The following is a 26,508-nucleotide window of genomic DNA, read 5'->3' as shown; positions in this document are numbered from 1 at the left end:
AAACCGACAGACTCCTCAGCCTGCCGCCACGAGACCAGACTTCTCAGCCAGACGCCGGGCGGCGTCGAGCTCGCCGTGGCGGGCCAGGAATCGGGCGGCCTGCTGGACGCGTTGTCTCGCCGTGATCGGATCCTGCGCCGATTCGATCGGGAGCAGGGTGGCGTCCTCGGAGTGGGCCACGACAAGTTCGCCGAGCAGTTGCTCACCGACGGAGCGGATTTCCACAGGCAACTCCGATTCGGCCAGGGCGCGCGCGGCTATGGCGAGATCAGCGGGCTCGATGGCGCCGAGCATGGCGCGGATGTTCTTCAGCGCGTCTTCCAGATCCCACTCGAGCATCCGGAAGACCTTGAGAAACAGCTCATCTCGGATCTTCACGTCCCGCGGAACCTGTTGAACGCACCAGAGGAGACGCGGTGGCGGCACCCAGCGATTCGACTTCGGATCGGGCTTGTCCAGTACCTGCTCCGAGATCTCCGCCATTCCCTCGTGGCGCCGGCCTGCCCGGAGATCACCAACCCCGGCGAGCGCGAACAGGGGTGTCCGCCATTGCCTGAGGTAAAGCTTGTCCGCGAGCTCCGTCAGCGAGAGTTCCGGGTCACCGGTGATCGCCCCCGGAATGATCTGCGGTGCGCAGTTCATCACCGTCCCGGCAGTGAGGGTCGGGCCGCACAGGATCCGGAGGATCCGTTCCCGGCGAGCGGGTGTCCAGCCGTCGTTGGCGTCGAGCCATGTACCGATCTGGCGCAGCAGTTCGGCTCGTTCGTAGGGGTGCTTGACCTTGGGCTGATCGGCAGCAATCGCGATGGCCTCGTCGATCTGACCGTCGAACAGGAGCATTCTGCCGAGCTTGCACGTCCAGTCGACCGCCTCTTCGCAGATCCACCCCTCATCGTCCCAGCCCTGATCAAGGTCCCGATCGAAGTCGGCCAGCTTGCGCCCGCGATACACCGAGATGATCCGGGCGCGATCATCGGACGTCCGGACAGTCTCACACAGCCAATAGAGGGCGTCCTGGGCGATGAGTGGCCGGTAGGGTCGCAGCAGTTCCAGTGCGTCGTCCAACCGGCCCTGCGAGGCCAGCCCCGTCGTCAGGGCCCGGATATCCATTTCCTGGAGTTCTGTTTTGGCGTACGAGTTCTGACTCAGGATCCAGGCCCGGTCACCGCCCCGAATGGCGATGATGGTGGCCAGCGACACCACCTCCGCCAGCGGCCGCACCGCGGCCCCGGCGACATAGGGCCCCATCTCCGGGCCGACCTCATCGAGCCACCTGCTCAAGCGTTGCGGATGCCGGTCGGAGAGGACTCTCAAGGTTTCCCGCAGCGGACCGGCGTCGCGCAGGCCCGGTTCCGGAACGTGCGTCGGACGTTCGGTACGCACCGCCCGCACCAGCGCCAGCTCCCGATCGAGATCGTCGGTGCGGGCGACGATGCGGCCGAGATAGGTTGCCGCATATCCCTCCGGCGGATAGTGATCGCCGTAGATGTCCTTCGCATGGCCGTTCGCGATCGCCGCATCCACGAACGCGAGCGCATCGCCGCCCAGCTCAGCCAGCTTCAGCGCCGCGTCGCAGGCCGTGCGCGGCAGAACCTCGCCGGAGGCCAGGCCGACGACGACAGCCAGTGCCTCTGCCTGCGCACCACCGACCGCCAGCGCCAGCGCCCACTCGGCCTGCTCTTCGGCTCCTGCGGTCGCCGGCACACGATCGCCGGCTGCGACGACCCCGGCCAGCGCCTGGTAGGCCCCTTCGAGGTCCTCGGCACGGTAACGGCCTTCGGCGTATGCCGTCGCTTTCACCAACTGCTGATTCCGATCTGGTTCGGCGAGCACTTCCGCCGCCCCGGGGGTCGGCCGCTGCCGCTGCGGGGGATCCTCGGCGATCCCGGTTGCGATCGCCTTGTCGAGTGGATCGTCGTGATGGGTGAGCCAGCACGTCCGCAGGCGGCGTGCGTGGTCCAGCCAACCCGCACGCACGCAGTTCTGGACGCCCCAGTAGTAGCCGTCTCTACAGATGTACCTGAGATCCGGACTGTCTCCCCAGTCCACCAGTGCGGCAACGGTGTTCACTACCGCCGGGGTATCGGCCGCCAGCCCGGCGCGCTGATACTCCCCCAGAACCGCGGCGAGGGCGTCGGCTTCGTCGTTGCCGACCTGGACTTTTGGTGTCCCGACGCAGTCGTCGATCGCCCGACGTGACCACTCGTCGTCGCGTGTGGCCAGCCACAGCAGCGCGCAGGCCGAACTGCGGGCAAGCTTGGACTTCTGATCGATGGCTGCGAACAGAACCTCGGCCCCAGCAGTGTCATTGTGCTGCAAACGCTCCCGGACGGCTTCCAACAGCACTCGGCCCACCGTACGGTGTTCGGCCCGCGTCACCACCCGGACGCAGAGCGCCGCGTCGAGCTCGCGGCCCGCCACCACCCAGCGGGTGACGATGCGTTCATCGCAGATCTCGTGCCACTGCAGCTCGCCGTCGGCGAGGGAATCGTCGAGAGCCGCCGTGAGGGCGCCCCGCGCCTTCGGGAAGGACAGGCCCAGCAGCATCGCGGTAACGAAGCGCTCGTGTGCGGGCAGGGTTTTCAGGCTCGCTGCCGCAGCCTTCACCGCACCGTCGGCGGCTGCCCGGACCGTGCGCCGCCAGCCCCGCGTGAGGGTGCCCTCGCGGCACCGCGCCAGCGTCTCCTCGCAGCGCTGCTCGACGGCGGCGATGGCCTCGGTTGGGTTGACGCTCATGCGGTGAGACCTGCCTTCGCTGCCAGTCGTGTTGCCATATCGATATCGCCGTGCCGGGCCAGGAAGCAGGCGGCCTCGTGGACTCGTTCGCGTGCGGTGACCGGTCCGTGTGCCGATTCGATGGGCAGCAGCGACGCGTCGTCGCTGTTCGTCACCACGAGTGCGCCGAGCAGGCGATTGCCCACTGCCAGAATGTCATCGGGTAGTTCCGACTCCGCGAGGGCTTTGGCAATCACCGGCAGATCAGCGGGATCGACATCGTCGAGCATCGTGCGGAGGTGCTTCGGCGCATAGTCCAGGTCCCACTCAAGTATCCGGAATACTTTGACCAGGCAGTCATCCCGGCTCGCGATAGTCCGTGGGATCTGGGTGACGCACGGGAGCATGAGCGGCGGATTCACCCAGCGATTGGTCTCGCGACCCTCGTCGACGACCCGTTCGGCGAGCTTGGACATGCCGGCGCTCACCCGGCCGGCCCGGAGATCTCCGAGGGCCGCTGTCACGTCCAGTATCGCGTCGCGATCCGGGCGGTCGAGTTTACGGAACAGGGGCTGCAGGAGGGTCACATCACCGGTGACCGCGATCGCGCCAGGAATGAGCGCAAGCAGGGTCCACGTCATCCCCTTGGCAGGGACGCCGGGTCCATCGAGGATCCGCATGACCGTTTCCGCGCGGGCCGGTGTCCACCCGCCGGTCGCATCCAGCCATTCACCGATCTTGCACAGCAGTCTGCCCAGCTCATAGGAGTGCGGGGGCTCGGGCTGAGCCGCCGCGATGGCGACCGCCTCGTCGACCTGGCCGTCGAGCAGCAGCATCCTGGCCAGCCAGACATTCCAATCGATCTCGTCGCCGTCCCAGTTGTCACCCACATCGCGGGACAGATCGCTCGACTTACGCTCGCGATAGGCCGCAATGATCTCCGCTCGGTCGGCGGCGGTCGTGACGGTCTCACACAGCGTCAGCAGGGCCGGCTGCGCGATCCGCGGCCGGTATGGCCGCAACAATTCCAGTGCGTCGGCGAGGCGTCCACGCTCTGCCAGCGCGGTGGCCAGCGGCGGAATATCGACCTCCTGGAGCTGACGCCGGACCCGCCAAGACTTCTGGCTGAGCGCAGCCGCCGAGGCTCCACCGCGCACGGCGATGATCTCCGGCAATGGCATTGCCGCCAGCGACTCGACCGCCGCCCCCGCCACATAGGGCCGCAGCCGGGGCTGAATCTCGGCCAGACACCAACTCAGACAAGATGGTTCAGCTTGGGACAGGATCCGCAGCGTTTCCCTGACCGGCCCGGCAAACCGCAGGTCGGGGGGCGTCGCGTCCCGGGTGAGGTACCGCTGGGCGGCCGTCAGCAGCCGCTTCTGCCGCTCCAGATCATTGCCCAAGGCCAGGATTCCGGCGAGGTAGGTGGCCACGTAATCTGACGGTGGATAGTTGGTGTTGTACGATGCGGTCGCGTGACCGTGCGCAATCGCCGCGTCGACGAATGCTGTTGCATCATAGTCTGTTTCGGCAATCCTCAGGGCAGCCTGGCAGGCAGTCAGCGGCAACTCCTGCCCCTCGGCGAGCTCGACGACGATCTTGAGTGCCGCATCGTGTGCCCCGCCTACAGCGAGGGCAAGCGCCCACTCGGCCTGCCGCTGAGGATCGGCCACCTCGGGTACGGTGTCCGCGTCGTCGAGGACGGCGGCGAGTCCTAGGCCGCCCATGAGCTCCCCGGCGGCGAAGTCGACTTCGGCATACCGGCTCGCCTTGACCAGTCTTTCCTGCGGATCGGTCTCCGCGGTCACCCTGTCGATGCCGATCACAGCCAGTGGCGCCGGCTGCGGCGGCTCGACGGCGATACCCGTCGTGATCGCCGCGTAGAGCGGGTCGTCGGGTTCCTTGGCTCGGCACGCGGCCAGTGCTCTGGCGTGATCGAGCCAGCCCGCGCGGACGCAGTGCTGCGTACCCCAGTAGTAGCCGCGTTCGGCGAGGTAGCGCCGATCCGGGTCGTCACCCCAGTCAACCAGTGCGGTAACGGTTGTCACCACTGCCTCGGCGTCAGCGGCGAGCCCGGCCCGCTGGTACTCGCCGAGCACCGTGGCGAGCGCATCGGCCTCCTCGCTGCCATCGCCCGACATAGGGGTCTCGACGATGCCGGCGATCGCGCGCCGCGACCATTCGTCGTCGCGCGTCGCCACCCGCAGCAGCGCACACGCGGCCGCGCGAGAGATCTTGGCCTGCCCGTCGATCGCCTCGGCAAAGATGGTCGCATCCGCAATGGCGTTGATCTGCGCCCTATCTCGCGCCATCTCAAGCAGCACCCGGCCCGCAGCCACGGGATCGGCGCGATTGACGATCCTCGCACCGCGGGCCGCATCCACCTCTCGCGCCGCCAGCCCCCAGCGGATGAGCAGGCGAGCGTCACAGATCATGTTCCATCGCAACGCTTTCGGGAAGTCACCATCGTCGGCGACATCGCTGTCCAGCAGCGAATCATCGAGCGCTGCGGCGAGGGCCACCAGCACGCGAGGAAAGGTCAGGCTCTGAACCAGTGCCGCTACAAAGCGCTCCGACTGAGGCAGGGCGATCAGCTGCGCGGCCGCCGCCTGACCGTCACCATCCGCGGCCGCGGCACCCAAAGCCCGCCAGACCCGGACCAGCTTTCCTTCGTGACAGCGCTCCAGCATCTGCTCACAGCGTTCCTCCAGACCGGCAATCGCTTCGCGTTCATGGTGACTCAGCGTCGCAAGCCCGGCCCGCTTCGCCAATCGGCTCGCCGAGATCAGCGCGCCGCGCCGGGCTTCGAAGCGTGCGGCCTGCTGGGTCCGCTCGCGGGCTGTTGCCGGGGTCGTCGCGGAGTCGATCGGGAGCGCACCGGCCCAGGCCCACGTACCGGTATCGCTGTGCTCTGCGAGGAACTCGGCGATCCGATGATCGGCGTCGACGCGAACCTTGTCGGGCAGCTGTGTCTCGCGGATCGCTCGGGCCATGATCAGCGCATCGGCGGGGTCGAGCGTGCTGAAAATCTTCTCGACGCGCGTGCGCTGCCGGGCCGGCTCGGCCCATGTCAGCATCCGGAATACCTTGATGAACAATTCATTCCGCCGGCCGACTGATCTCGGAATCTGCTGGACACACCACAGCAGACGCTGCGGCAGCACGTCTGGGTCGGCCCGCTGGTTCAGCCGGTCCAGCTCCCGCGCGATCTGGGCCACACCGTCGTCGACGCGGCCGGCGCGGATCGCACCCACCGCTGCCGCGCAGCGCACCAGCACCTGCCGCCAGCGATAGTGCCGGAGCCGGTCCTCAATCGGCACCAAAGACAGCTCCGGATCAGCGATCACAGCGCCCGGGATGGTGGCCAGGATCGCGGCGTCGGCCTCATTGGGTTGTGTACTCGGCCCCGCCAGAATCCGTACCACCGCAGCGGCCCGTTCCGGTGTCCAGCTGTCCGCGGCATCGAGCCGCTCGCCGATCCGGCGGACGAGTTCGGGGGCCCGCATCTGGTAGCGGATGTCCGGAAGCGATTCAGCGAGGGTGAGCGCGTCGTCGATCTGTCCGCAGTTGATCAGCAGCGCCCCGAACCGACATTCCGCGAGGGCGTCGTGTTCGGCCTCTTCGCCCTCTTCCCAATCCCACCCGGACGGCAGGGCGGTGGCCTTGTCGGCGATCATGCGCGCCCGGAAATCAGCCTTGATCCTTTCCCGATCATCCGGTGTCACAGTATATTCCGCCATCTTCAGCAGCACCTCGTTCGCCACCTGGGACCGATACGGCCGCACCAGCTCCAGCGCGTCGCCGACGCGTCCCCGGTCAGCGAGTGCGACAGCGAGCGGCTCGACGTCGAATTCCTGCGGCAGCTCATGATCGTGTGCGCTCTGACTGCGCTCCCCGGTCTGCTGACCGCCCCGGCACTCGACGATGATCTCCGCCAACGGCAACTCGGCCAGCGACCGCACTGCGGCACCGGCGACAAAAGGCCGCACCGGGGGATCGATCTCGTTCAGCCACTGATCCAGCCGTTCCGGATGCGCATCGGAGAGCACCCGCAGCGCCGACCGGATCGGGGCGAGTTCGCTCGGCCACGGCGCCCGGTCTGCGTACCCGAAGTTGACCGACCGGAACAGCGTCAGCTCACGATCCAGGTTGTTCTCCCGGGCGATGAGGCCGGCCAGATACCCGGCCGCGGCCGACTTTCGCAGCCCGCCTCCCGAATACAGCTGTGTGGCGTGTGCGGTTGCGGCATCGACAAATTCGCTGACGTCGACGTCCTGCTCGGCCAGCACGACCGCCGCCTCGCACGCATCGCGCGGCAACTCCTCGCGGCCGGCAGCCTGAGATCGGGCCAGATCGACGATGATCTCGCGCGCCTCGTCATGCCCGCCACCGACAGCAAGCGCCAGCGCCCAGGCCGCACGTTCGGCTGCGGTCGGTGCGGCAGGCAGCTCGTCGCCACCGCCGAGCACGAGTCCCAGGGCTTTCAGCGCCCCGGCCGGTTCACCCGCCGCATAGCGGCCTTCGGCATACGAGGTGGCCTGTTCAAGCCGGTCCTCGCATCTCTCCTCGCCGAGTACCTCGTCCAGCGTGGGGTTGTTGTGCTCGTAGGTACGGGGCGGGGGTGCGACGCCGGTCTTGATGGCCTCGTCCAGCTCGTCGCCGTCACCGTTGTAGAGAAACGACGCCATCGTCCGGGCATGATCGAGCCAGCCGGCCCGCACACAGGTGAACCCGGCTTGCCGCACGGCATCTCGCGAGTCATAGCCACGGTCCAGGTCGTCGACCCAATCTTTCAGAGCCGCAATGACTTCGGTCACCCCCTGGGAATCCGCCGCCTGACCCGCGCGCTGATACTCAGCAAGTACCGTCGCCAGCCCGTCGGCTTCCTCCCAGCCCGCCTGAATGATCGAGCTCCCCGTGCAGGCCGAGACGGCCCGCCAGGACCACACCTCGTCCGAGGTCGCCAACCAGATCAGTGCGGCTCCGGCCGCGCATTCGGCTTTCGCGTAGTCGTTGATCGCGTTCCACAGCGCCTGTGCACCCGCTATGTCGCCGGCCCGAAGCCACTCGCGGATCGTGGCGACCAGCACCCGGCCCGCTATTCCGGTGTGGCCACGATTCACGATCCGCGCGACCGTGGCCGGATCGATCTCACGCGCCGCTATTGCCCAGCGGGTGACGATCCGCTCGTCGCAGATGCGGCTCCAATCGACCGCGCGGTAGCCGGAGGCCATCGAGTCGTCGAGCGCGAACGCGGTGGCCACCTGCAGGTCCCGGAACGACAGTCCGATCAGCATCGTCGCGACGAAACGCTCCTGGTCGGGCAGCAGCCTCAGCGCCGCGACGGTGGCTTCCGGTTCGTTGCCGGCTGCGGCGGTCAGTAGTCGACGCCAGGCGCGGGCCGTCTGACTCTCCTGGCACCGCTTGAGTGCCGCTTCGCACCGTTGTTCCAGCGTTTGCATTCGTCCCCCCTCGACCGAGCCGGTTTGCCAGCCTACGTATGCGCCGAGATTCCTTCAATCTCGCAGATCAACATATAGATCTTGAATACTCAAGTATATAACCTTGATTCTTAGATCTTAAGGTTCTACCATTGAACAGTGTTTGTGATGACGATCGACCAGCGCGGCAGCCGCCGCGACATCGACCGTGTCGAACATCTCCTCGCCGCAACATCGAACGCCGCACTCGTGCGCCCCTTCGAACGTACCGCCGGCGACGAGGTGCAGGCCGTCGCCGACGATGCGGCCACTGTCGCCCGGCTCGCGGTGGATGTGGCCGCCGACGGACATTGGAGTGTCGGCATCGGATTCGGACGGGTCGAACTGCCCCTGCCCGAATCCACCCGGGCCGGTCGCGGCCCCGCCTTCGAACATGCCCGCGACGCCGTCGAAGTCGCCAAGAACCGGCGTATCCCGATAGCGGTCCGCGGGGCGGACCCTCTATGGGGACGGCATGCGCAGACCGCGGCCCGAATGCTCGCCGACGTCATCGCCCGGCGTAGTACGGCCGGCACGCAGGCCGTCGACCTGATGCGCACCGGCATCAGCCAGACGCAGGCCGCCGACCGCCTCGGGATCACCCCGCAGGCCATGTCGCAGCGACTGCGCGCCGCCGCGTGGGATATCGATGACGCCGCATACGCCCTGGTCGCCGACCTGTTGCGCACCGCCGACAACCACACCGCAAAGGTCATCCGATGACAGTGGCAGCGATCATTCTCCTCACCTGCACCGCGCTGATCCCGCCGGCCGCTGCCGGATACCGGCGCAGCGCCGGCACGCACGCCCGGACGTCGATAGCCGACATCGGTGCTGCCGTCGCGATCGCCGTCCTCGCGGCCATCGCCGCATTGTTGGCTCTCCCGACAGCTGCAGCCTCCGACACCACGCTGGTGATCGCCCGGGTCGTGTCGACGGCGGCGGCGGTGACCTGCGGCGGAACCCTGGTGCGGGCCGTGCTGTTCGCCGGCGGCGTCGGCCGCGTGGACACCACGCCCCCGGACTCCCCTGAAGCCGACTCCCCTGCTCCCGACGCACCCGGTCCCGACACACCGGCCGCCGACGAGGGCCCACTGCGCGGCGGCCACATCATCGGCTACCTGGAACGGCTCGCGGTCGTCGGGAGTCTGCATGCGGCGTGGCCGGCCGGTCTGGCGGTGATCCTGGCGGTCAAAGGGCTGGCCAGATACCCGGAACTCCGCTCACCGCAGGCATCCGAGCAATTCATCGTCGGCACATTCGTGTCGGTGCTGTGGGCGGCCGCGATGTTCGGGCTCGCGCAACTGATCATCACCTGACGCGCGGTCAGGCTTCGTCTGTCGCGGTGACGAAATCGATCAGTTCCTCGACCGACCGCAGGATCGGTACCTCGAGATCACGGAAGTCCTTGACCCCGGCCAGCACCCGCCGCCACCCGTCCTGTGGTGTGCCCCAGCCGAGTTCGGTGCAGATACCGGTCTTCCAGTCGGTGCCGCGCGGGATGATGGGCCATTCCCGGATCCGCACCGATGCCGGCTTCACCGCCTGCCACACGTCGATGTAGGGGTGACCGCACACCAGGACGTGCTCGCCGACCGCCTCGGTGAGCCGGGCCTCCTTCGATCCGGCGACAAGATGGTCGACGAGCACACCGGCCCGACGATGCGGTCCGGGCTGGAAGTCGGCGAGCGCGTCGTCGAGATTGTCGAGGCCGTCGAGGCTCTCCACCACCACACCCTCGACGCGCAGGTCATCACCCCAGACCCGTTCGAGCAGCGTCGCATCGTGCACGCCCTCGACGAAGATGCGGCTGGCCCGGGCGGTGCGGGCCCGCTGTTTGGGCACCGCCCGCGACCCGGACGCAGTACGGGTCGGCGCGGGAGCGGCCCCGGTGGCGGCCTGACCGTAACCGGCGCGTGCGACCTTCGGTTTGACCAGCGTGACGGGCTTGCCGTCGATGAGGAACGCGGCGGGCAACATCAGGAACACGCGGGTCTGCCCGCGCCGGTCCTCCAGCCGCACCAGATCACCGGCGTAGCTCTTCTCATAGCCGACGACCGCCCCGCAGAAGCCGGTGGCGGCGTCCTCGGCCACCAGGTCGAGTTCGGCGGCCACCTCGGGCACACGTGGTTTGGTGCGGCGCGGCTGCGCCAGGACGTCTCTGCCGTAACGATCGCTCACCCGAACACCGTAGGGCGCCAGGCGGCCCGCGCGGGTGACCCACGCCGGGCGCCGCTCTGCCCGAATCTCTTGTCCTGCCCGTACATCAGCGGACCGGTATTGTCGAAGATCTATGACCGGAACCGAACCTCTGCTCACCCCGTCGTGGCCCGCCTGCGCCGTCGGGGCGTGGGCGGCTGCGTGGAAGGCGGGGCTCTGCTCCCCCGACGACGTCATCGACATGTTCGGTCGCGACGGCTACGTCATCGACGACAGCACCGGGCGTCTCGACGGGGCCACCGCCACGTCCCTGCTCCCCGTCATCCGGGCGGCGAACGCGCTCAGCGTGCGACTGCCCGGGCCGGGCGACCCGCAAGGCCTGCCCCCGGGCCCGGCCACCACCGCAGCATTCGAGGCCGGCGAGGTTCTCCTGATCGACGATCCGGCCGGGACGCTCGCACTGATCCCCCGCGAACACGACGGCCTGATCCGCTGGACGATCCACGAGTACACCGGCACGCTGCCCACCCAGCCCTCCGATTCGGCCGCAGAACTCGAATACGAGCTGCGCCAAGCAGTTTCCGAAGCCGCCGGGCTACTGTCGGCGGCCGGCCCCAGGCTACGGGCCACCCCCGCCGACCTGCGGACCGAACTGCGCGACCTCACCGAACGCCTCCGCGTCGACGTCCCACCCCACGACGACACCCGGGTGTCCCGGATGCTCGACTCGGCCGCCCAGATCGAGGCGATCGTGACGATCGCCCACTCCTCGGGCGCAGCCTTCGGTGATACCGCCGGCGCTCACAACTCCGGCGACACCGAACTGCGCCGCCTGGCCACCCTGACCCGCCGAGCCCGCGCCACCGCCGTCAACCAGCTCATCTCCCGCCAACTCGCCGACGTCCGCTGACGCCCTATCATCTGAGCAACCCAGCTACTACCTGCTGGATCTTCGGCCTCGCGACTATCCTGTCCTTGTCCACCTACATGGGGTCCACGACATTGGCCTGAGCGGAGACGAGGTAGCCATTGTGAGCGTCCATACTCAGGTATCGCGCCGCGTCACGTCCTATGCGACGTTCGCCGAGCAGTTCGTCTCCGATCCCGTGCTGCACGACGATCCTTCGTTCGCGATCCGGGTTCTCCGGCAGAGCGTTCTCCAGGCCAGAGACCTGGTCGACCAGACCGGCATCGATGCCTTCCACAGCCGCCCACCCACCACCGGGGACGTCGGCTGGGATTCATTGCTGGCCGGAGTAGCGGTGATGACCGGGACCGGCCGCACCACACCGGGCGTACTCGACTGGTGCGCCGAACCCGGACGGCGCAGCACCGAATTGTTCGATCCCCTCGACACCGGCAAGTACCGGCTCCTGGAAATGCTGCGCACACCCATCGCACTGCGCGAACGAAACGTCATCCTGTCGCGAGGAAACCTGGAGGGAGTGTGAGCCTGTCCGATGCTGGGTTCACCGCCGACGACATCAATCGCCTGCTGACCGAACTGGCAGAGGTCCTACGACAACAAGGGCTCGAAGCAAAGCTCTTCATCGTAGGCGGAGCCGCAATGGCCTTGGCGTACAACGCGAGCCGTTCGACGAACGACATCGACGGCGTGTTCGAGCCTCGGGAGAGGGTCCTCGACGCCGCACGCGAGATCGCCGAACGCCACGGACTCGCCACCAACTGGCTCAACGACGCCGTGCGCGCCATCTATATGCCACCGCACGAGGACGCGCACCCGATCGCCCAACAGTTTGGCACCAGCCTCAGCGTCGAGGTCGCGTCCGCCGACTACATTCTCGCAATGAAGGCGATGTCGACGCGCCACTCCGACGGCGACCGCCGAGATGCCGCACGGCTGTGCAGCATTCTCGGCTACACCAAGGAATCCGATATCGAGGCTACGATCAAGCGATACTTCGGCCCGACTTCCCATTTCGGTGCACAAGAACTGTGGTTTGAGCGCATCATCGAAACGTTGAAACTCGGGGACTACTGATCACAAGCAGGTCAGGACACGCATGGGCCAGATAGACTACTGGAACCACAACACGGCATACCACACGGAACTGGTCGCATCCGTTGCAAGTGATGCGACCCGAGTCCTCGATATCGGCTGCGGGGACGGACTACTGCTGCAGAAGTTGGCGAGTACAAGTCGGCATATCACCGGAATAGATCCCGATGCGGCAGCGCTCACGAGCGCGCGCGAACGCCTGTCCGATCATCCGGACGCGCAGATGGCAGGTCCCCGATAGTCGGTCCAGGCTGTTCTAGAGCCAGTTCCTACAGGTGATCGCTCACGCGATCTCACACACCACCGGGTGGTGGGTGCAGGTGCATCCGGCAGCGTACTCTGCCGGCGTCTGGTAACCCAGCGCCGAGTGCCGGTGCCGGCGGTTGTGGTCGTCCTTGAAGTCCCCGATCACCACACGGGCCTCCAACACGCTGGTCCAGCAGTTGCGGTTCAAACACTCATCCCGCAACCGACTGTTGAACGATTCGACGAACCCGTTGTTCCACGGTGTGCCCGGCGGGATGTAGCTGATCCCGACCTTACCGTCGCAAAACTGTTGCAACGCATGAGAAATAAACTCCGGCCCGTTGTCCATCCGCAACACCCTCGGCGGCCCACCGACGGCAATGAACACCTTCTCCAACTCCTCGACCAGCCGCTCGGCCGGGATCGAGGTATCCACGATGTCCAGCAGCGAGACCCTGGTGTGCTCATCCACCATCGACGCGATCTTGATCTTGCGCCCGTCCACAGTCGAATCGAACTGAAAATCCAAAGCCCACACCACATTCGGTGCATCTGCCTCGATCACCGGCACCGACGACTGCCCCGCACGCTTGCGGCGCGGCGCGCGCTGAACCTGCAACCCTTCCTCCTTCCACAACCGGTGCACCTTCTTCTTGTTCACCGCCAACCCCACGTCGAACCGCAGATACGCCCACGCCCGCCGGAACCCATGCCGCGGGTTCTTGCCGGCATAGGCGCGCAGATCGGCGCGCAGGTCCGCATCCGGATCGGCCGGGGTCTGCGCCTGCGGCAGCCGTCGATACGCAGACCGGGAAAGCCCAACCACCTTGCACGCCATACGCTCTGACATGCCCTTCACCTTTGAGCATGTCGATAGCGGCGCGTTTGGAGGTCGGGCTCAGAATTTTCCCTTCGCGATCTCCCGCAACGCGTCCTTCTCCAACTCAGCATCAGCCAGCAGCCGCTTGAGCCGCCTATTCTGATCCCGCAACTCCTTGAGCTCCTTGGCTGCGTCAGCGTCCATACCGCCATGAGAACGGCGCCAGTTGTACAACGTGGCCGCCGACACCTCCAGCTCGTTCGCGATCTGCTCACCGGTCTTGCCCTCGGCCGCGAGCTCATCGACGCGCCGCAGCTTGCGCACGATGTCCTCAGCCGAGTGCCGTTTGCGTCCTGCCATGTCCCTCATCGTCCCTTCTACGCCCTCATCAGGGCAATCAGGACTCCAGAACTACCTGGACCGGTTCACAGGGGACATGCCACAATGACTGTCCTTCCAGATGGCAAGACTATGGCGTGCTGCGGACTTGGAACTCAATCAATTGACGAGCTGAACATAGGGCATGTCGATGTTGATGACTTAGCTACGGCGAGAACTCGCGCAGAGGCAGACTTCCTCAAACGTTGGATCAGAGATGAGGGCCCGGAACGAATTCTGCAATGGACTGCAGCACGGGACGAGACCATAATATGGGAGAATCTGTACGCTCACCGCTGCCAGGCATGTAAACGAGTCTACAGCGACCCCAAAGTAGAGTCGGTATTGCGCGATCACTACCCGAAAAGATCCTTGATGTCTTGACTAGCGAGTGGCTAATGCACGGCGACGTTACATAGCAGACTTGTTCCGAATACCCAATTGACTACTTCGGCAATGCGCACTTCACGGAAACCGAAAGTTCTGAATTCCCCCAGGTGACGTGTCTGAGGGGCGGAGCACGTCACTGGATACATTCACCTGGCCGTTGTCGCCGATGCCCGGTGCGTCAAGGTCTCCGCCGCTATCGGCGTAGCGTTCGGTGAGGTCGGCGATCAGGGAGACGAATGTCGGGTCGGTGCCGACGGTGGCGGCGCGGAGGAAGCCGAGACCGCGTTCGGCGCACAGGGTTCGGGCTTCGTTGTCGAGATCCCACACCACTTCGACGTGGTCGGAGATGAAGCCGATCGGGAACACCACCACCGATTGCACGCCACTGTCGGCGAGGACGGTGAGGTGGTCGCAGATGTCGGGTTCGTACCACGGCACCTGCGGTGGTCCCGAGCGGGATTGCCATACCTGGTCGTAGTCGTCGATGCCGAGCCGCCGGGCCACCTCGGCCGAGGCGTCGGCGACCTGCCGGGAGTAGATGCCTCGGCCGTCGATGACCGGGCCGTACTTGCGGTCGGCAGCGAGCGGAATCGAGTGGGCGGTGAACACCAGCCGGGGTGCGGGGTCGGCGGGCAGCGACTCGAATGCCGCGCGGACCGCGTTCTCGCAGGCGTTGAGGAAACCCGGTTCTGTACAGAACTGGGGTAGTTTACGCAGCAGCATCGGATCATCCGCGCTGTCCGGGATGCGCCGGGTCAGCTCGTCCAGAGCTCCGGCGATGTCCTCGTGGTACTGGACCGAACCCGAGTATCCATCCCACGCCGATGTCCCGAACACCAGCACCCGGCGATGACCGTCCCGGTACATCTGCTCGACGGTATCGGCAACGAACGGATACCAGTTGCGGTTGCCGAAGTAGATCGGCAGATCCCGCCCCCGCGCCAACAGTTCGGCGTCGAGGGCGGTGATCATGTCGCGGTTGCACTGGTTGATCGGCGAACGGCCGCCGAGGTGGTAGTAGTGTTCGGCGACTGCTTCGAGCCGTTCCCGGGGAACCCCGCGTCCGCGGGTCACGTTCTCCAGGAACGGCATCACGTCGTCGGGCTGCTCCGGCCCGCCGAACGACAGCAGCAACAGTGCGTCAAATTTCTTCACCGAAATCGGGTTACGCGAGGAAGTTCTCGGGGAACCAGGTGTTGTGGCTGGCTCCGCCGTCGACGTACACGATGGAGCCGGTGGTGCCGGGCAGCCAGTCCGAGAGCAGCGCGACGACGCTCTTGCCGACGACGGTCGGGTCATCGACATTCCAGCCGATGGGCGATGCCCCATCCCAGTACTCGTTGAGCATGTTCAGTTTGCGTGCGTCATCGGTGGCGGTGCCCGAAATTGCCTTGGCGGCAAGGGTTTTGATCGGTCCGGCGGCAACCAGGTTGGACCGGATGCGCTTGGCGTTGCCCACCTCGCGAGCGACGTAGCGGTTCACCGACTCCAGTGCCGCCTTCGACACGCCCATCCAGTTGTAGTCGGGCAGTGCGGTGCGCGGGTCGAAGTCCATCCCGACGATCGAGCCGCCCTCGTTCATCACCGGCAGTACGGCGCGGGCCAGTGCCGCATAGCTCCACGCGGAGATCTCGAACGACTTCGCGACGTCGGGGCCGGGTCCTTCGAGGAAGGGCACCGCGTCGGGGCCCATCAGGGTCTTGGGTGCGAACGCGATCGAGTGCACCACACCGTCGATGCCCTCGGGGGCGAGTTCGGTGATCTTGCCGGCCAGGGCCGCGAGATCCTCTTCGTTGGTGATGTCGAGACCGATCGCAGGCGGCACCTCCTGGGGCAGCCGCTTGGCGATGCGATCGATCAGCCGCAGCCGCTCCGGGATACCGGTGATGATCACCTTGGCGCCCTGTTCCTGCGCCACCGAGGCCGCGTGGAACGCGATCGACGCGTCGGTGATGATCCCGGTGATGAGGACGGTCTTGCCCTCGAGAATGCCTGTCATGGTGTGTTCTTCCTCCCCTAGTTACCCATGCCCATGCCACCGTCGACCGGCAGCACGGCCCCCGTGATGTACCCGCCCTCGTCCGAGGCCAGGAAGCTGATCGCGGCGGCCACATCCTCGGCCTTGCCGGTGCGGCCGAGCGGGATCACCTGCTTGGCCATCTCCACGTAGCGGTCTTCCATCGCCGCGGTCATGTCGGTCTCGATGAAGCCGGGTGCGACGACGTTGGCGGTGATATTGCGGGAGCCGATCTCACGGGCGATGGACCGGGCCATCCCGATCAGGCCCGCCTTGGAGGCGGCGTAGTTGACCTGTCCTGGGATGCCGGACATGGCGACCACGGAGCCGAGGAAGATCATCCGGCCCCACTTGGCGCGTTGCATGCCCTTGGTGGCGCGCTTGGCGCAGCGGAACGCGCCGGTCAGATTGGCGTCGATGACCTTCTCGAACGATTCCTCCGACAGCCGCATCAGCAGCATGTTGTCGGTGATACCGGCGTTGGCCACCAGCACCTCGACGGGGCCCTGGTGCGCCTCGACGTCGGCGAACGCCTTGTCGACGGACTCGGCGTCGGTGACGTCGCACTGCACTCCGAACAGGCCGTCGGGCGCACCGGAGCCGCGGTGGGTGACGGCGACCTTGTGGCCGTCGGCGGCGAGGCGCCGGGCGACCGCGAGTCCGATGCCGCGGTTGCCGCCGGTCACCAGGACCGAACGCGGAGTGGCCGCCGGGCGCGAAGGAACGTCAGTGGTGTCTGCCATAGATCAAGAACCTATCGGTCGAGGATGGATGGGCGGTTGTCGGGTCCGAGACGAGCCTTTTTCGGGTATTACGGTAGGCGCCGGTTGATGACGAGGGCGGCGAAAGCGGCGAGGATGGCGAGCAAGGTGCCCGCGATCAGCCAGGGCCGGGAGTTGTCGCCGCGCCGGGTCTCGTAGCCGATGTCCTTCTGCAGCTTCTCGTACACCCGGTTGAGCTCGTCGAGACTCGCGGCGGTGAAGAACTCACCGCCGCTGATGTTGGCGATCTGGCGCAACGAGGCGTCATCGACGGGCACCGGCACCTGATCGCCTTCGAGGTCGACGGTCCCGCCCATCGTGCCGAACGAGATCGTGGAGACCGGGATCTTCTCCTCCTTGGCCTTCCGCGCCGCGGTGAACGCGCCGCGCGGGTTGTTGGGGTTGTCGGGCACGGTCTCCTTGCCGTCCGAGAGCAACACGATGCGTGCCGGCGGGGCGGCCTTGTCACCGCCGAGAACGGTGTTGAGGGTCTGGATCTGCTGGATCGCCGCGAAGATGCCCTCACCGGTGGCAGTCTTGTCCGCCAGTTGCAGTTTGTCTGCGGCGGTCTTGGTGGCGGTGTGATCCGGCGTGGGCGACACCAGGGTCGACGCCGTGCCCGCGTACGAGACGAGGCCGAGGTTGATGCCCTCGGTGAGTTCGTCGGCAAACTTCTTGGCCGACGCCTGCGCCGCCTTGATGCGCGACGGTGCGACGTCGGTGGCGTTCATCGACCGCGACACGTCCATCACCAGGATGACCGTGGCCTTGTTACGCGGCACCTTGCGATCGGCCTGCGGACCCGACAACGCGACGGTCAGCAGCAGCAACGCCACCACCAGCAGCGCGATCGGCACGTGCCGCAGCGGGTTGCGTTTGACCGGCGCCACCCGGTTGAGCACCTCGAGATTGGCGAAGCGCAACGCCCGGCGGGCGCGCAGGCGCTGGATGTACACGTACACCCCTGCCAACGCCGCCACTATGAGAGCGAGCAGCAGCCACCAGGGACTGGACAGGTTCGACATCGGTTCAGCCCACCCCGGCGGCCATTCCGCGGCGACGGGCGCCGACGAAACGGACGGTGTCGTTGACCCAGTCCCGGTCTGTGCGCAGCGACATCACCGAGCCGCCGCAGCGGCGGATGGTGCGTCCGACCTCGGCCCGGTGTGCCGCGGCCGCGGCGGCGTAGTCCTGGCGGACCCGTTCGGTGATGTTGAAGTCGCGGACCTCACCGCTCTCGGCATCGGCGAGGGTGACCTCGCCGACCGCGGGCAGTTCGAGGTCACGCGGATCGAGTACTTCCACACCGAGCAGTTCATGGTGGGCGCCGATGGCGCGCAGTGGCCGGTCCCAGTTGATCGGGCCGAGGAAGTCGCTGATCACCACGGCCAGTCCGTGCCGGCGCTGGGGCCGACGCAGCGCTTCGATCGCTCCCGGCAGATCGCCGCGCACACCGGGGGTGGACCGGGTGGTGGTGGCCACCGCCTTGAGCAGGGCGCGCGCGTGCGCGCGGCCTGAAGCGGCCGGAACACGGACGAGCTTGTCGCCCGTCGCGATGATCGCCCCGTGCCGATTACCCCCGCCCGCGGTGAGATGCACGATCGCGGCGGCCGCCGCAACAGTCAGATCACGTTTGGTGCAGCGGGTGGTGCCGAAATCGATGCTGGCCGACGCGTCGACCACCAGCCACGTCTCCAGCTCGCGGTCGGCGATCATCTGCCGGACATGCGGTTCGGTGGTGCGGGCGGTCACCGACCACTCCATGCGGCGGATGTCGTCGCCCGGCTGGTAGGGCCGCGCCTCGCCCGGCTCCGACCCCGGTCCCGGGATGAGTCCGAGATGGGAGCCCTGCAGCACGCCGTCGAGCTTGCGGCGGACCGTGAGTTCGAGCGTGTTGAGTGCGGCGGTGAGCTGTGGGTCGTTGAGCAGTCCTGCGTCGAACGACGGCAGGTCGCTATTGGCCGCCATAAGGGCGTGCCGCCTCTGTGGGGACCTGACCGTTCTGCTGCGCCTGCGGAACCTGAGTCTGCGGGTACGCCGCGGGGGTGGTGGCCTGCGTGCCCACCTGCGGAAGTCCAACCGTCTGCAGGACCCGGGTGATCACCTGGTCGGCGTCAACCTCGTCGGCGAGCGCGTCGTACGACAGCACCAGGCGATGCCGCAGTACGTCGGGGATCATCTCGACCACGTCCTGCGGGATGACGTAGTCGCGGCCACGGACGAGCGCGAGCGCCCGCGCGGCGGCGACGATGCCGAGGGTGGCGCGCGGTGAAGCACCGTACGACAGCCAGCCGGCCACCTCGCCCAGCCCGACCTCGGCGGGGCGCCGGGTGGCGTTGATGACACGCACCACGTAGTCGACGAGTGCGTGGTGGACGAAAACGTTTCCGGCGACCTTCTGCAGCCGGACCATGGTCTGCGGGTCGAGGACGGGCGACACGGTGGGCACCGAGTTGCCCATCCGGTAGACGATCTCGCGTTCCTCCTCGACCGACGGGTAGCCGACGAGCACCTTGAACAGGAAGCGGTCGCGCTGCGCCTCCGGCAGCGGGTACACGCCCTCGTTCTCGATGGGGTTCTGGGTGGCCATCACCAGGAACGGGTCGGGCATCGGGTAGGTGGTGCCGCCGATCGACACGTGCCGTTCGGCCATCACCTCCAGGAGTGCCGACTGCACCTTGGCAGGGGCGCGGTTGATCTCGTCGGCCAGGAGGAAGTTGGCCACCACCGGGCCGAGTTCGGTGTCGAACTTCTCCTGGCCCTGCCGGTAGATGCGGGTACCGATGAGGTCGGTGGGCACCAGGTCGGGGGTGAACTGGACACGCGAGAAGCTGCCGCCGATGACCCGGGCGAAGGTTTCGACGGCGAGGGTCTTGGCGACGCCGGGCACGCCTTCGAGCAGGATGTGCCCGCGAGCCAGCAGGCCGACCAGGATCCGTTCGATCAACTGGTCCTGACCGACGATGACCCGCTTGACCTCGTAGATCGTGCGTTCAAGCAGTTTGGCGTCTGCTTCGCTGAGCGTGGCCGCGCCTGCGGCCGGGTCGGTGTGTGACTGCGGGGAGGTCAACCGTTGGCTCCTGTTCTGGGGTGTCGCACGGCTCTGCTCGTGTGTCGGTGCTCCAGCCTAGTCACGTCGACTGAAAACTCGCCAAGAAGACCGGCCGACCGGGTGACCCGGAACCGTCGGGTCAGAGCAACCTGACCACCATCGGCATGGCGCCGTCGGTGCGCAGGGGTGACACCTTGACGATGGAGCCGGACTGGGGCGCCTCGACCATCTTGCCGTCGCCGAGGTAGAGCGCCACGTGCTGGCTGGCGTTGGGGCCGTAGAAGATCATGTCGCCGCGTTTGATCTGGGAGAGCGGAACCTGCGGGCCGGAGGTGTACTGGTAACCGGTGTAGTGCGGGAGTTCGATGCCGACGCCGGCGAACGCGTAGATCATCAGTCCGGAGCAGTCGAAGCCGATCTTGTTGTAGTCGCCGTAACTGTCGGCGACACCGCCGTCGCGAATGCCCTGGGTGGGGCCGTTGGCGTCGCCGCCGCCCCACGCGTAGGGCACGTTGAGCTGTGAGAGGGCGCGGTTGACGATGACTTCGACGGCTTGCGGCCCGCGCAGACCCGGCCGGATGACGCCGCCGCCGCTGGACCCGGTACTGCCGAACAGGGATCCGGCCGATCCGGTGGTCAGCCGGGTGGCGAGGCTGTTGGGGCCCGAGCTGCCCAGGTCGGCACCGCCGAGGCCGAGTTCATCGAGCAGTGCCGAGCGCGGGAGCTGCTGTTGCCCGACGAGGGAGGCGAGCAGTTGCTGGCCGGTGTCGAGGAGGAGTTTGGCGGCGGCGTCGGCCGCCATCTTCATGGACGGATTGTCGGTGCCGAGCAGGTTGCCGACGATGTCGCCGGCGCTGCTGCCGGTGCCGCCGACCGAGCCGGTGCCGCTGCTGGTGGTGGGGGTGTCGAGGTCGACCTTCTTGGTCGTGGCCTTGCGGATCTCGGCGAGCTGCTTCTGGATGCCGGTGCGCTGCTGCACCAGCAGGCCCCGGCGCTGCTGTTCGTCGGCGAGCTGCCTGCGGACCTGGGTGACGGAGGTGATGGCGTCGTCCTTGCGGGCGGCTGCGCCGGCGGTGGCGAACGAGGCCTGACGTTTGGTGGCCTGGGCCGCGGCGAGACGGTTTGCCCGCTGGTTGCGGGCCACCTGCAACCGGTTGATGATCGCCTTCTGGTTGCGGCCGATCTGGTCGACGGCGGTCATCTTGTTCAGCACCGCGTCGGGATCGTGCGAGGACACGTAGTCGGCCATGGATCCGCGCTGGTTGCCCTGCCGCTGCACGGTGCGGATGAACTCGTTGAAGTCTTCCTGCGCCTTCTCGACGGCGTCGGTGGACAACCGGAGTTCACGCCGGGCGCCCTTGGCGGCCGTATCGGCGAGTTGCTGTGCGGCGACGGCGTTCTGGTAGTCGACGAGCGCCTTGTTGACCTGTTCTTGCCGCACGGCGACGGAATTGTCGAGATCGGCGATGTTCTGGTCGACGCCGGCGATCTGTGTGATGAGCTGCGCCTCACGTGAGGTTGCGCGCTTGGACTTGCTGGGCGCGCCCTCCGCGACGCCGGCGCACATCGAGATGATGAGCAGTACCGCCACGACGGCTGCCCAACGGATCAGCCGCGGCGCAGGTGCGTTACGTCGCGTCACCAAGGAACTCCCTGCCTCTTTCCACCGGTCCGGTCCACCGCAACACCATGTCACATCAGCAACACAAATCACATCAGACACACTGTTGACAGTAGAACCGTACGTCACATCAGACGCAAGGCAAACCATCTGCCACAAATTACATAAACGTGACTTTCCTTGATCACGCCGTGAACAGGGCAAAGAGTTGCCGCCGGAGCAGGTATCAATTCGGCAACACCGGCCACCACAACCAGGACAGCGGCACCGAACGCGCCTTCGGGCCGGCCGGAAGGTCAGTCCGTCGCCGAACCCGGGTCCGATGACGGTGCGTCACCCGCACCCACGACCACCGAGTCGCCGGCGTCCGCGTTCTGGGAACCGGTGTCGGACTGCGCGCCGGACACCTCACCCTTCCGGCTTCCGAGGACACGGGCGGCCACCGCGCCGATGACGACGACGACGATCAGGACGAGCGTGGCCACGGTCCAGTTGATCGACGGCTCGGTCATCTTGTCGTACATCTGCCGGGCGGCCTGGGTTTGATCGGCAAACTTCAGATTGTCGGTGGCCTGCTCGAGCGTGACACGGCTGAACTCATCCGAGGCGCTGCCGACGGCATTGGGCCCGATAACGATGACCGTGCCGGAGGTGTCCTTCTGTAATGCGGTGGCGATGTCGCGATAGTTGGTGAAGACGGGCTGCCGTTCGGTGAGCACGACGAAGTGAAGGTCGTGACCGTCCTTTTTCCCTTGTGCGACGAGTTCACGCAACGCGGGCACCTGCGCGGCCGGTGCCGAGACATTGTCGTCGGCCAGATCCTTGCGCAGCGGACCCAGCTTGATCCCCTCACCCACCTGAGTGTTCCGTGGATTCGGTGCGGCCAGATGGAGATCCGGGGCGGCCAGCGGGCCGATCGCCAACACCTCGCCGGAGCCCGAACCCGTCCCGATGCCGTCGGTCCCTGTACTCACTGCCACTACCTCGGTTTCGTCACGTTGCGCGGAGATTAATTCCACCCGGCGGGCCGCTGTCGGCCGCGACCGGGGCTCACTCCTGCGTCAAGATGGAGATGCCTCATCAAAATCTAGATGCTGCGAACGGACGTGACGCACACCGCACACCCGGTCGGCGTGTTCCGCGCAGGCCGGCTTGTAAACCGTACGCGCGTACTGTTATGCTGGAACCTGTCGCCGCATCGCCGACGACCACGCCCCCGACCACCGTGTCCAGGTCACCCGCCTGCGAGCTGGCCTACCACTCTTCGGTAGACAAACAGTTGGCAAAATGACCGGCCCGACGCGGGCAACGGTGGCAAGCTCCACACAGTGACTCCCTTCGGGGGGTTGGGACTCCCTTCGGGGGGTTGGGACTCCTTCCGGGGAGTCGGGGCTCCCTCCGGGGAGTTCGGTCCACGCGCACCAGGCACGGACTTTGCACGACGCCGACGCAGCCCGTCGGTCAGATCGACTTCGGAAGATCTACAACACACGCCGACGCAGCCCGTCGGTTTATGAGGAGAGTGGAATACAACGTGAGTATCAATTCATTCGGCGCGCGCGGGACCCTGGAGGTCGGCGACGAGTCCTACGAGATCTTCCGTCTCAACGCGGTACCCGGCACCGAGAAACTCCCCTACTCGCTCAAAGTGCTCGCCGAAAACCTGCTGCGCACCGAAGACGGCGCCAACATCACCGAAGAGCACATCAACGCCCTCGCCAACTGGGACCCGAGCGCCCAGCCCAACATCGAGATCCAGTTCACGCCCGCCCGCGTGATCATGCAGGACTTCACCGGCGTTCCCTGCGTGGTCGACCTGGCCACCATGCGTGAGGCCGTCACCGCCCTGGGCGGCGATCCCAACAAGGTGAACCCCCTCTCGCCCGCCGAGATGGTCATCGACCACTCGGTGATCCTCGACGTGTTCGGCCGCGCCGACGCCTACGAGCGCAACGTCGAGCTGGAGTACGAGCGCAACTCCGAGCGCTACCAGTTCCTGCGCTGGGGTCAGGGCGCGTTCGACGACTTCAAGGTCGTCCCCCCGGGCACCGGCATCGTGCACCAGGTCAACATCGAGTACCTGGCCCGCACCGTCATGGTGCGCAACGGCCAGGCCTACCCCGACACCTGCGTCGGCACCGACTCGCACACCACCATGGAGAACGGCCTGGGCGTGCTCGGCTGGGGCGTCGGCGGTATCGAGGCCGAGGCCGCGATGCTCGGCCAGCCGGTGTCGATGCTCATCCCGCGCGTCGTCGGCTTCAAGCTGACCGGCGAGATCCAGCCCGGCGTGACCGCCACCGACGTGGTGCTCACCGTCACCGACATGCTGCGCAAGCACGGTGTCGTCGGCAAGTTTGTCGAGTTCTACGGCAAGGGCGTGGCCGAGGTTCCGCTGGCCAACCGCGCCACCCTGGGCAACATGAGCCCCGAGTTCGGCTCCACCTGCGCGATCTTCCCGATCGACGAGGAGACCATCAACTACCTGCGGCTCACCGGTCGCGACGACCAGTCGCTCGCTCTGGTCGAGGCCTATGCCAAGGAACAGGGCATGTGGCACGACACCGAGAACGAGCCGGTGTTCTCCGAGTACCTCGAACTCGACCTGGGCACCGTCGTCCCGTCGATCGCCGGCCCGAAGCGCCCGCAGGACCGCATCCTGCTGTCGGAGTCGAAGGTCGCCTTCCGCAAGGACATCCACAACTACGTCGAGGAGGGCCTGACCCCGGCCCACACCCAGCTCGACGAGGCCGTCGAGGAGACCTTCCCGGCATCCGATCCGGCCACGCTGAGCTTCGCCGAGGACGACGCGGTCGTCGTGCAGTCGGCGGCCAACGGCGCCGAGGGCCGGCCGACCAAGCCGATCAAGGTTGTCGACTCCGAGCGCGGCGAGTTCATCCTCGACCACGGCGCCGTCGTGGTCGCCGGTATCACCTCGTGCACCAACACCTCCAACCCGTCGGTCATGCTCGGTGCCGCTCTGCTGGCCAAGAACGCCGTCGAGAAGGGCCTGTCGACCAAGCCGTGGGTCAAGACCAACATGGCGCCCGGTTCGCAGGTCGTCACCGACTACTACGAGAAGGCCGGCCTGTGGCCGTACCTGGAGAAGCTGGGCTACTACCTGGGCGGCTACGGCTGCACCACCTGCATCGGCAACACCGGTCCGCTGCCGGAGCAGATCTCGCAGGCGATCAACGACAACGACCTGTCGGTCGCCGCGGTCCTGTCCGGCAACCGTAACTTCGAGGGCCGCATCTCCCCCGACGTCAAGATGAACTACCTGGCCTCGCCGCCGCTGGTCATCGCCTACGGCCTCGCCGGCACCATGGACTTCGACTTCGAGTCGCAGCCGCTCGGCCAGGACACCGACGGCAACGACGTGTTCCTCAAGGACATCTGGCCGTCGGCCCAGGAGATCGACGACACCATCAAGAACGCCATCAGCCAGGACATGTTCCGCAAGTCCTACGCCGATGTGTTCAAGGGTGACGAGCACTGGCGCAACCTGTCCACCCCCGAAGGTGACACCTTCGCGTGGGGCGAGGATTCGACCTACGTGCGCAAGGCCCCGTACTTCGACGGCATGACGATGGAACCGGCTCCGGTCTCCGACATCAAGGGTGCCCGCGTGATGGCGGTTCTGGGCGACTCGGTCACCACCGACCACATCTCGCCCGCCGGCCCGATCAAGCCCGGCACCCCGGCCGCGCAGTACCTCGACTCGCACGGTGTGGCCCGCAAGGACTACAACTCGCTGGGCAGCCGCCGCGGCAACCACGAGGTGATGATCCGCGGCACGTTCGCCAACATCCGTCTGCAGAACCAGCTGCTCGACGGTGTATCCGGCGGCTACACCCGCGACTTCACCCAAGAGGGTGGCCCGCAGTCGTTCATCTACGACGCCTGCGAGAACTACAAGAAGGCCGGTATCCCGCTGGTCGTCCTCGGCGGCAAGGAGTACGGCTCCGGTTCGTCGCGTGACTGGGCCGCCAAGGGCACCGTCCTGCTGGGCGTCAAGGCCGTCATCACCGAGTCGTTCGAGCGTATCCACCGCTCCAACCTCATCGGTATGGGCGTGGTGCCGCTGCAGTTCCCCGAGGGCGAATCGCACAAGTCGCTGGGTCTGGACGGCACCGAGGTGATCGACATCGTCGGCATCGAGAAGCTCAACGAGGGCATCACCCCGGCGACGATGAAGGTCACCGCCACCAAGGAGGACGGCTCGGTCATCGAGTTCGACGCCAAGGTGCGCATCGACACACCCGGTGAGGCCGACTACTACCGCAACGGCGGCATCCTGCAGTACGTGCTGCGCAACATGATCAACAGCTGAGCTGATCGTGCCCAAGGTCAGTGATGACCGGCTCGCCGCGCGTCGTCGGGAAATTCTCGACGGCGCGCGGCGCTGCTTTGCGGAGTACGGATACGACGGCGCGACAGTCTCCCGGATCGAGAAGGCCACCGGACTGTCGCGGGGTGCGATCTTTCACCACTACAAGGACAAGGAGGCCTTGTTCCTGGCCCTTGCCCACGAAGACACCGAACGGATGGCCGATGTGGCCGCCGAGCAGGGCCTCGTGCAGGTGATGCGCAACGTGCTGGCCAACCCGGCCGATTTCGACTGGCTGGCCACCCGGCTGGAGATCGCCCGAAAGCTGCGCACCGACGACTCGTTCCGCGCGGCGTGGCTGGCGCATTCGGCTGAACTGGACGCCGCCACTCACGCGCGCCTGGAGCGCGGCCGCGAGGCGGGCAGGCTCCGCAACGACGTGCCCACCGATGTGCTGCAGAGCTACCTGGATCTGGTTCTCGACGGTCTGATCAGCAGGCTGGCATCCGGGCAGCCCA

19 protein-coding genes and 1 pseudogene are annotated in these 26,508 nt (G+C 66.7%); 8 read left to right on the top strand and 12 right to left on the bottom strand.

The features are described from left to right. Window positions 1-15: 15 nt before the first annotated feature. Entirely contained in the window at window positions 16-2,736 is a 2,721-nt protein-coding gene (locus GOAMR_RS01320; RefSeq protein ID WP_005181662.1) for a hypothetical protein, read from the bottom strand. Next, window positions 2,733-8,177 (bottom strand): hypothetical protein, encoded by a 5,445-nt coding sequence (locus tag GOAMR_RS01315; protein WP_005181659.1) that lies wholly within the window; start codon window positions 8,175-8,177, stop codon window positions 2,733-2,735. Before GOAMR_RS01315 ends, GOAMR_RS01320 begins: the two co-directional genes overlap by 4 nt. Window positions 8,178-8,315: 138 nt before the next feature. Between GOAMR_RS01315 and GOAMR_RS01310 the strand changes: the two genes are divergently transcribed. Together GOAMR_RS01310 and GOAMR_RS01305 are read left to right on the top strand one after the other, a co-directional pair. Beyond that, window positions 8,316-8,918, top strand: coding sequence for a hypothetical protein (locus tag GOAMR_RS01310; RefSeq protein WP_040514024.1), 603 nt, complete (start codon window positions 8,316-8,318; stop codon window positions 8,916-8,918). Continuing rightward, on the top strand, window positions 8,915-9,514 hold the full coding sequence (locus GOAMR_RS01305; protein ID WP_005181655.1) for a hypothetical protein: 600 nt from the start codon (window positions 8,915-8,917) through the stop codon (window positions 9,512-9,514). The genes GOAMR_RS01310 and GOAMR_RS01305 overlap by 4 nt, the downstream gene beginning before the upstream one ends. Window positions 9,515-9,521: 7 nt before the next feature. On the opposite strand, the gene GOAMR_RS01300 is transcribed toward GOAMR_RS01305, so the two are convergent. Further along, the gene (locus GOAMR_RS01300; protein ID WP_005181654.1) at window positions 9,522-10,376 is read right to left on the bottom strand and encodes a DUF3097 domain-containing protein; all 855 of its coding nucleotides are present in this window, start codon (window positions 10,374-10,376) and stop codon (window positions 9,522-9,524) included. Window positions 10,377-10,488: 112 nt separating this feature from the next. On the opposite strand from GOAMR_RS01300, the gene GOAMR_RS01295 reads away from it, so the two are divergent. From GOAMR_RS01295 to GOAMR_RS23915, 4 genes are all read left to right on the top strand, one after another. Next, window positions 10,489-11,265, top strand: a complete 777-nt coding sequence (locus GOAMR_RS01295) for an Rv1486c family protein (RefSeq protein ID WP_005181651.1) — start codon at window positions 10,489-10,491, stop codon at window positions 11,263-11,265. A gap of 121 nt (window positions 11,266-11,386) precedes the next feature. Beyond that, complete coding sequence (locus GOAMR_RS01290) at window positions 11,387-11,806, top strand: hypothetical protein (RefSeq protein ID WP_005181648.1); 420 nt, start codon at window positions 11,387-11,389, stop codon at window positions 11,804-11,806. Continuing rightward, complete coding sequence (locus GOAMR_RS01285) at window positions 11,803-12,357, top strand: DUF6036 family nucleotidyltransferase (protein WP_005181646.1); 555 nt, start codon at window positions 11,803-11,805, stop codon at window positions 12,355-12,357. Before GOAMR_RS01290 ends, GOAMR_RS01285 begins: the two co-directional genes overlap by 4 nt. A gap of 22 nt (window positions 12,358-12,379) precedes the next feature. Then, window positions 12,380-12,616: a class I SAM-dependent methyltransferase gene (locus tag GOAMR_RS23915; RefSeq protein WP_005181643.1), complete on the top strand. Its 237-nt coding sequence runs from the start codon at window positions 12,380-12,382 to the stop codon at window positions 12,614-12,616. Between the two features lie 42 nt (window positions 12,617-12,658). On the opposite strand, the pseudogene GOAMR_RS01280 reads toward GOAMR_RS23915, so the two are convergent. The 9 genes and pseudogenes from GOAMR_RS01280 to GOAMR_RS01235 form a co-directional block, all read right to left on the bottom strand. Beyond that, a pseudogene (locus tag GOAMR_RS01280) lies at window positions 12,659-13,801 on the bottom strand (IS3 family transposase). 483 nt (window positions 13,802-14,284) lie between these two features. Then, on the bottom strand, window positions 14,285-15,364 hold the full coding sequence (locus GOAMR_RS01270) for a ferrochelatase (protein WP_005181615.1): 1,080 nt from the start codon (window positions 15,362-15,364) through the stop codon (window positions 14,285-14,287). 10 nt (window positions 15,365-15,374) lie between these two features. Then, entirely contained in the window at window positions 15,375-16,208 is an 834-nt protein-coding gene (inhA, locus tag GOAMR_RS01265; protein WP_005181611.1) for an NADH-dependent enoyl-ACP reductase InhA, read from the bottom strand. A 17-nt stretch (window positions 16,209-16,225) separates the two neighbouring features. Continuing rightward, window positions 16,226-16,969, bottom strand: a complete 744-nt coding sequence (fabG1, locus tag GOAMR_RS01260; RefSeq protein WP_005181610.1) for a 3-oxoacyl-ACP reductase FabG1 — start codon at window positions 16,967-16,969, stop codon at window positions 16,226-16,228. 68 nt (window positions 16,970-17,037) lie between these two features. Then, entirely contained in the window at window positions 17,038-18,012 is a 975-nt protein-coding gene (locus GOAMR_RS01255; RefSeq protein WP_005181609.1) for a VWA domain-containing protein, read from the bottom strand. A gap of 4 nt (window positions 18,013-18,016) precedes the next feature. Continuing rightward, a complete protein-coding gene (locus GOAMR_RS01250; RefSeq protein ID WP_005181608.1) occupies window positions 18,017-18,955 on the bottom strand; it encodes a DUF58 domain-containing protein in 939 nt (312 codons plus the stop codon). Then, window positions 18,942-20,057 carry an AAA family ATPase gene (locus GOAMR_RS01245; protein ID WP_005181607.1) on the bottom strand — a complete coding sequence of 372 codons (1,116 nt, stop codon included), beginning with the start codon at window positions 20,055-20,057 and terminating at the stop codon, window positions 18,942-18,944. Before GOAMR_RS01245 ends, GOAMR_RS01250 begins: the two co-directional genes overlap by 14 nt. A 121-nt stretch (window positions 20,058-20,178) precedes the next feature. Beyond that, window positions 20,179-21,681 carry an NlpC/P60 family protein gene (locus GOAMR_RS01240; RefSeq protein WP_005181606.1) on the bottom strand — a complete coding sequence of 501 codons (1,503 nt, stop codon included), beginning with the start codon at window positions 21,679-21,681 and terminating at the stop codon, window positions 20,179-20,181. A gap of 275 nt (window positions 21,682-21,956) precedes the next feature. After that, window positions 21,957-22,634, bottom strand: coding sequence for an Rv1476 family membrane protein (locus GOAMR_RS01235; protein WP_005181602.1), 678 nt, complete (start codon window positions 22,632-22,634; stop codon window positions 21,957-21,959). Window positions 22,635-23,173: 539 nt separating this feature from the next. Here GOAMR_RS01235 and GOAMR_RS01230 point away from each other — a divergent pair. Beyond that, window positions 23,174-25,993, top strand: coding sequence for an aconitate hydratase (locus tag GOAMR_RS01230; RefSeq protein WP_170319096.1), 2,820 nt, complete (start codon window positions 23,174-23,176; stop codon window positions 25,991-25,993). A 7-nt stretch (window positions 25,994-26,000) separates the two neighbouring features. Beyond that, on the top strand, window positions 26,001-26,508 hold a 508-nt coding region (locus tag GOAMR_RS01225; RefSeq protein WP_005181558.1), incomplete at its 3' end, for a TetR/AcrR family transcriptional regulator.

Origin of the sequence: Gordonia amarae NBRC 15530, from assembly GCF_000241345.1 — a bacterium.
GTDB lineage: Bacteria > Actinomycetota > Actinomycetes > Mycobacteriales > Mycobacteriaceae > Gordonia > Gordonia amarae.
The sequence above is the reverse complement of the archived record's forward strand: the minus strand, read 5'-3'. Positions and strand labels throughout refer to the sequence as shown.

Bases quoted from the DNA above. Each gene is read 5' to 3' on its own strand.
- GOAMR_RS01320 (WP_005181662.1), bottom strand. From the start codon at position 2,736: ATGAGCGTCAACCCAACCGAGGCCATCGCCGCCGTCGAGCAGCGCTGC.
- GOAMR_RS01315 (WP_005181659.1), bottom strand. From the start codon at position 8,177: ATGCAAACGCTGGAACAACGGTGCGAAGCGGCACTCAAGCGGTGCCAG.
- GOAMR_RS01305 (WP_005181655.1), top strand. From the start codon at position 8,915: ATGACAGTGGCAGCGATCATTCTCCTCACCTGCACCGCGCTGATCCCG.
- GOAMR_RS01295 (WP_005181651.1), top strand. From the start codon at position 10,489: ATGACCGGAACCGAACCTCTGCTCACCCCGTCGTGGCCCGCCTGCGCC.
- GOAMR_RS23915 (WP_005181643.1), top strand. From the start codon at position 12,380: ATGGGCCAGATAGACTACTGGAACCACAACACGGCATACCACACGGAA.
- inhA (WP_005181611.1), bottom strand. From the start codon at position 16,208: ATGACAGGCATTCTCGAGGGCAAGACCGTCCTCATCACCGGGATCATC.
- fabG1 (WP_005181610.1), bottom strand. From the start codon at position 16,969: ATGGCAGACACCACTGACGTTCCTTCGCGCCCGGCGGCCACTCCGCGT.
- GOAMR_RS01255 (WP_005181609.1), bottom strand. From the start codon at position 18,012: ATGTCGAACCTGTCCAGTCCCTGGTGGCTGCTGCTCGCTCTCATAGTG.
- GOAMR_RS01250 (WP_005181608.1), bottom strand. From the start codon at position 18,955: ATGGCGGCCAATAGCGACCTGCCGTCGTTCGACGCAGGACTGCTCAAC.
- GOAMR_RS01230 (WP_170319096.1), top strand. From the start codon at position 23,174: ATGAGGAGAGTGGAATACAACGTGAGTATCAATTCATTCGGCGCGCGC.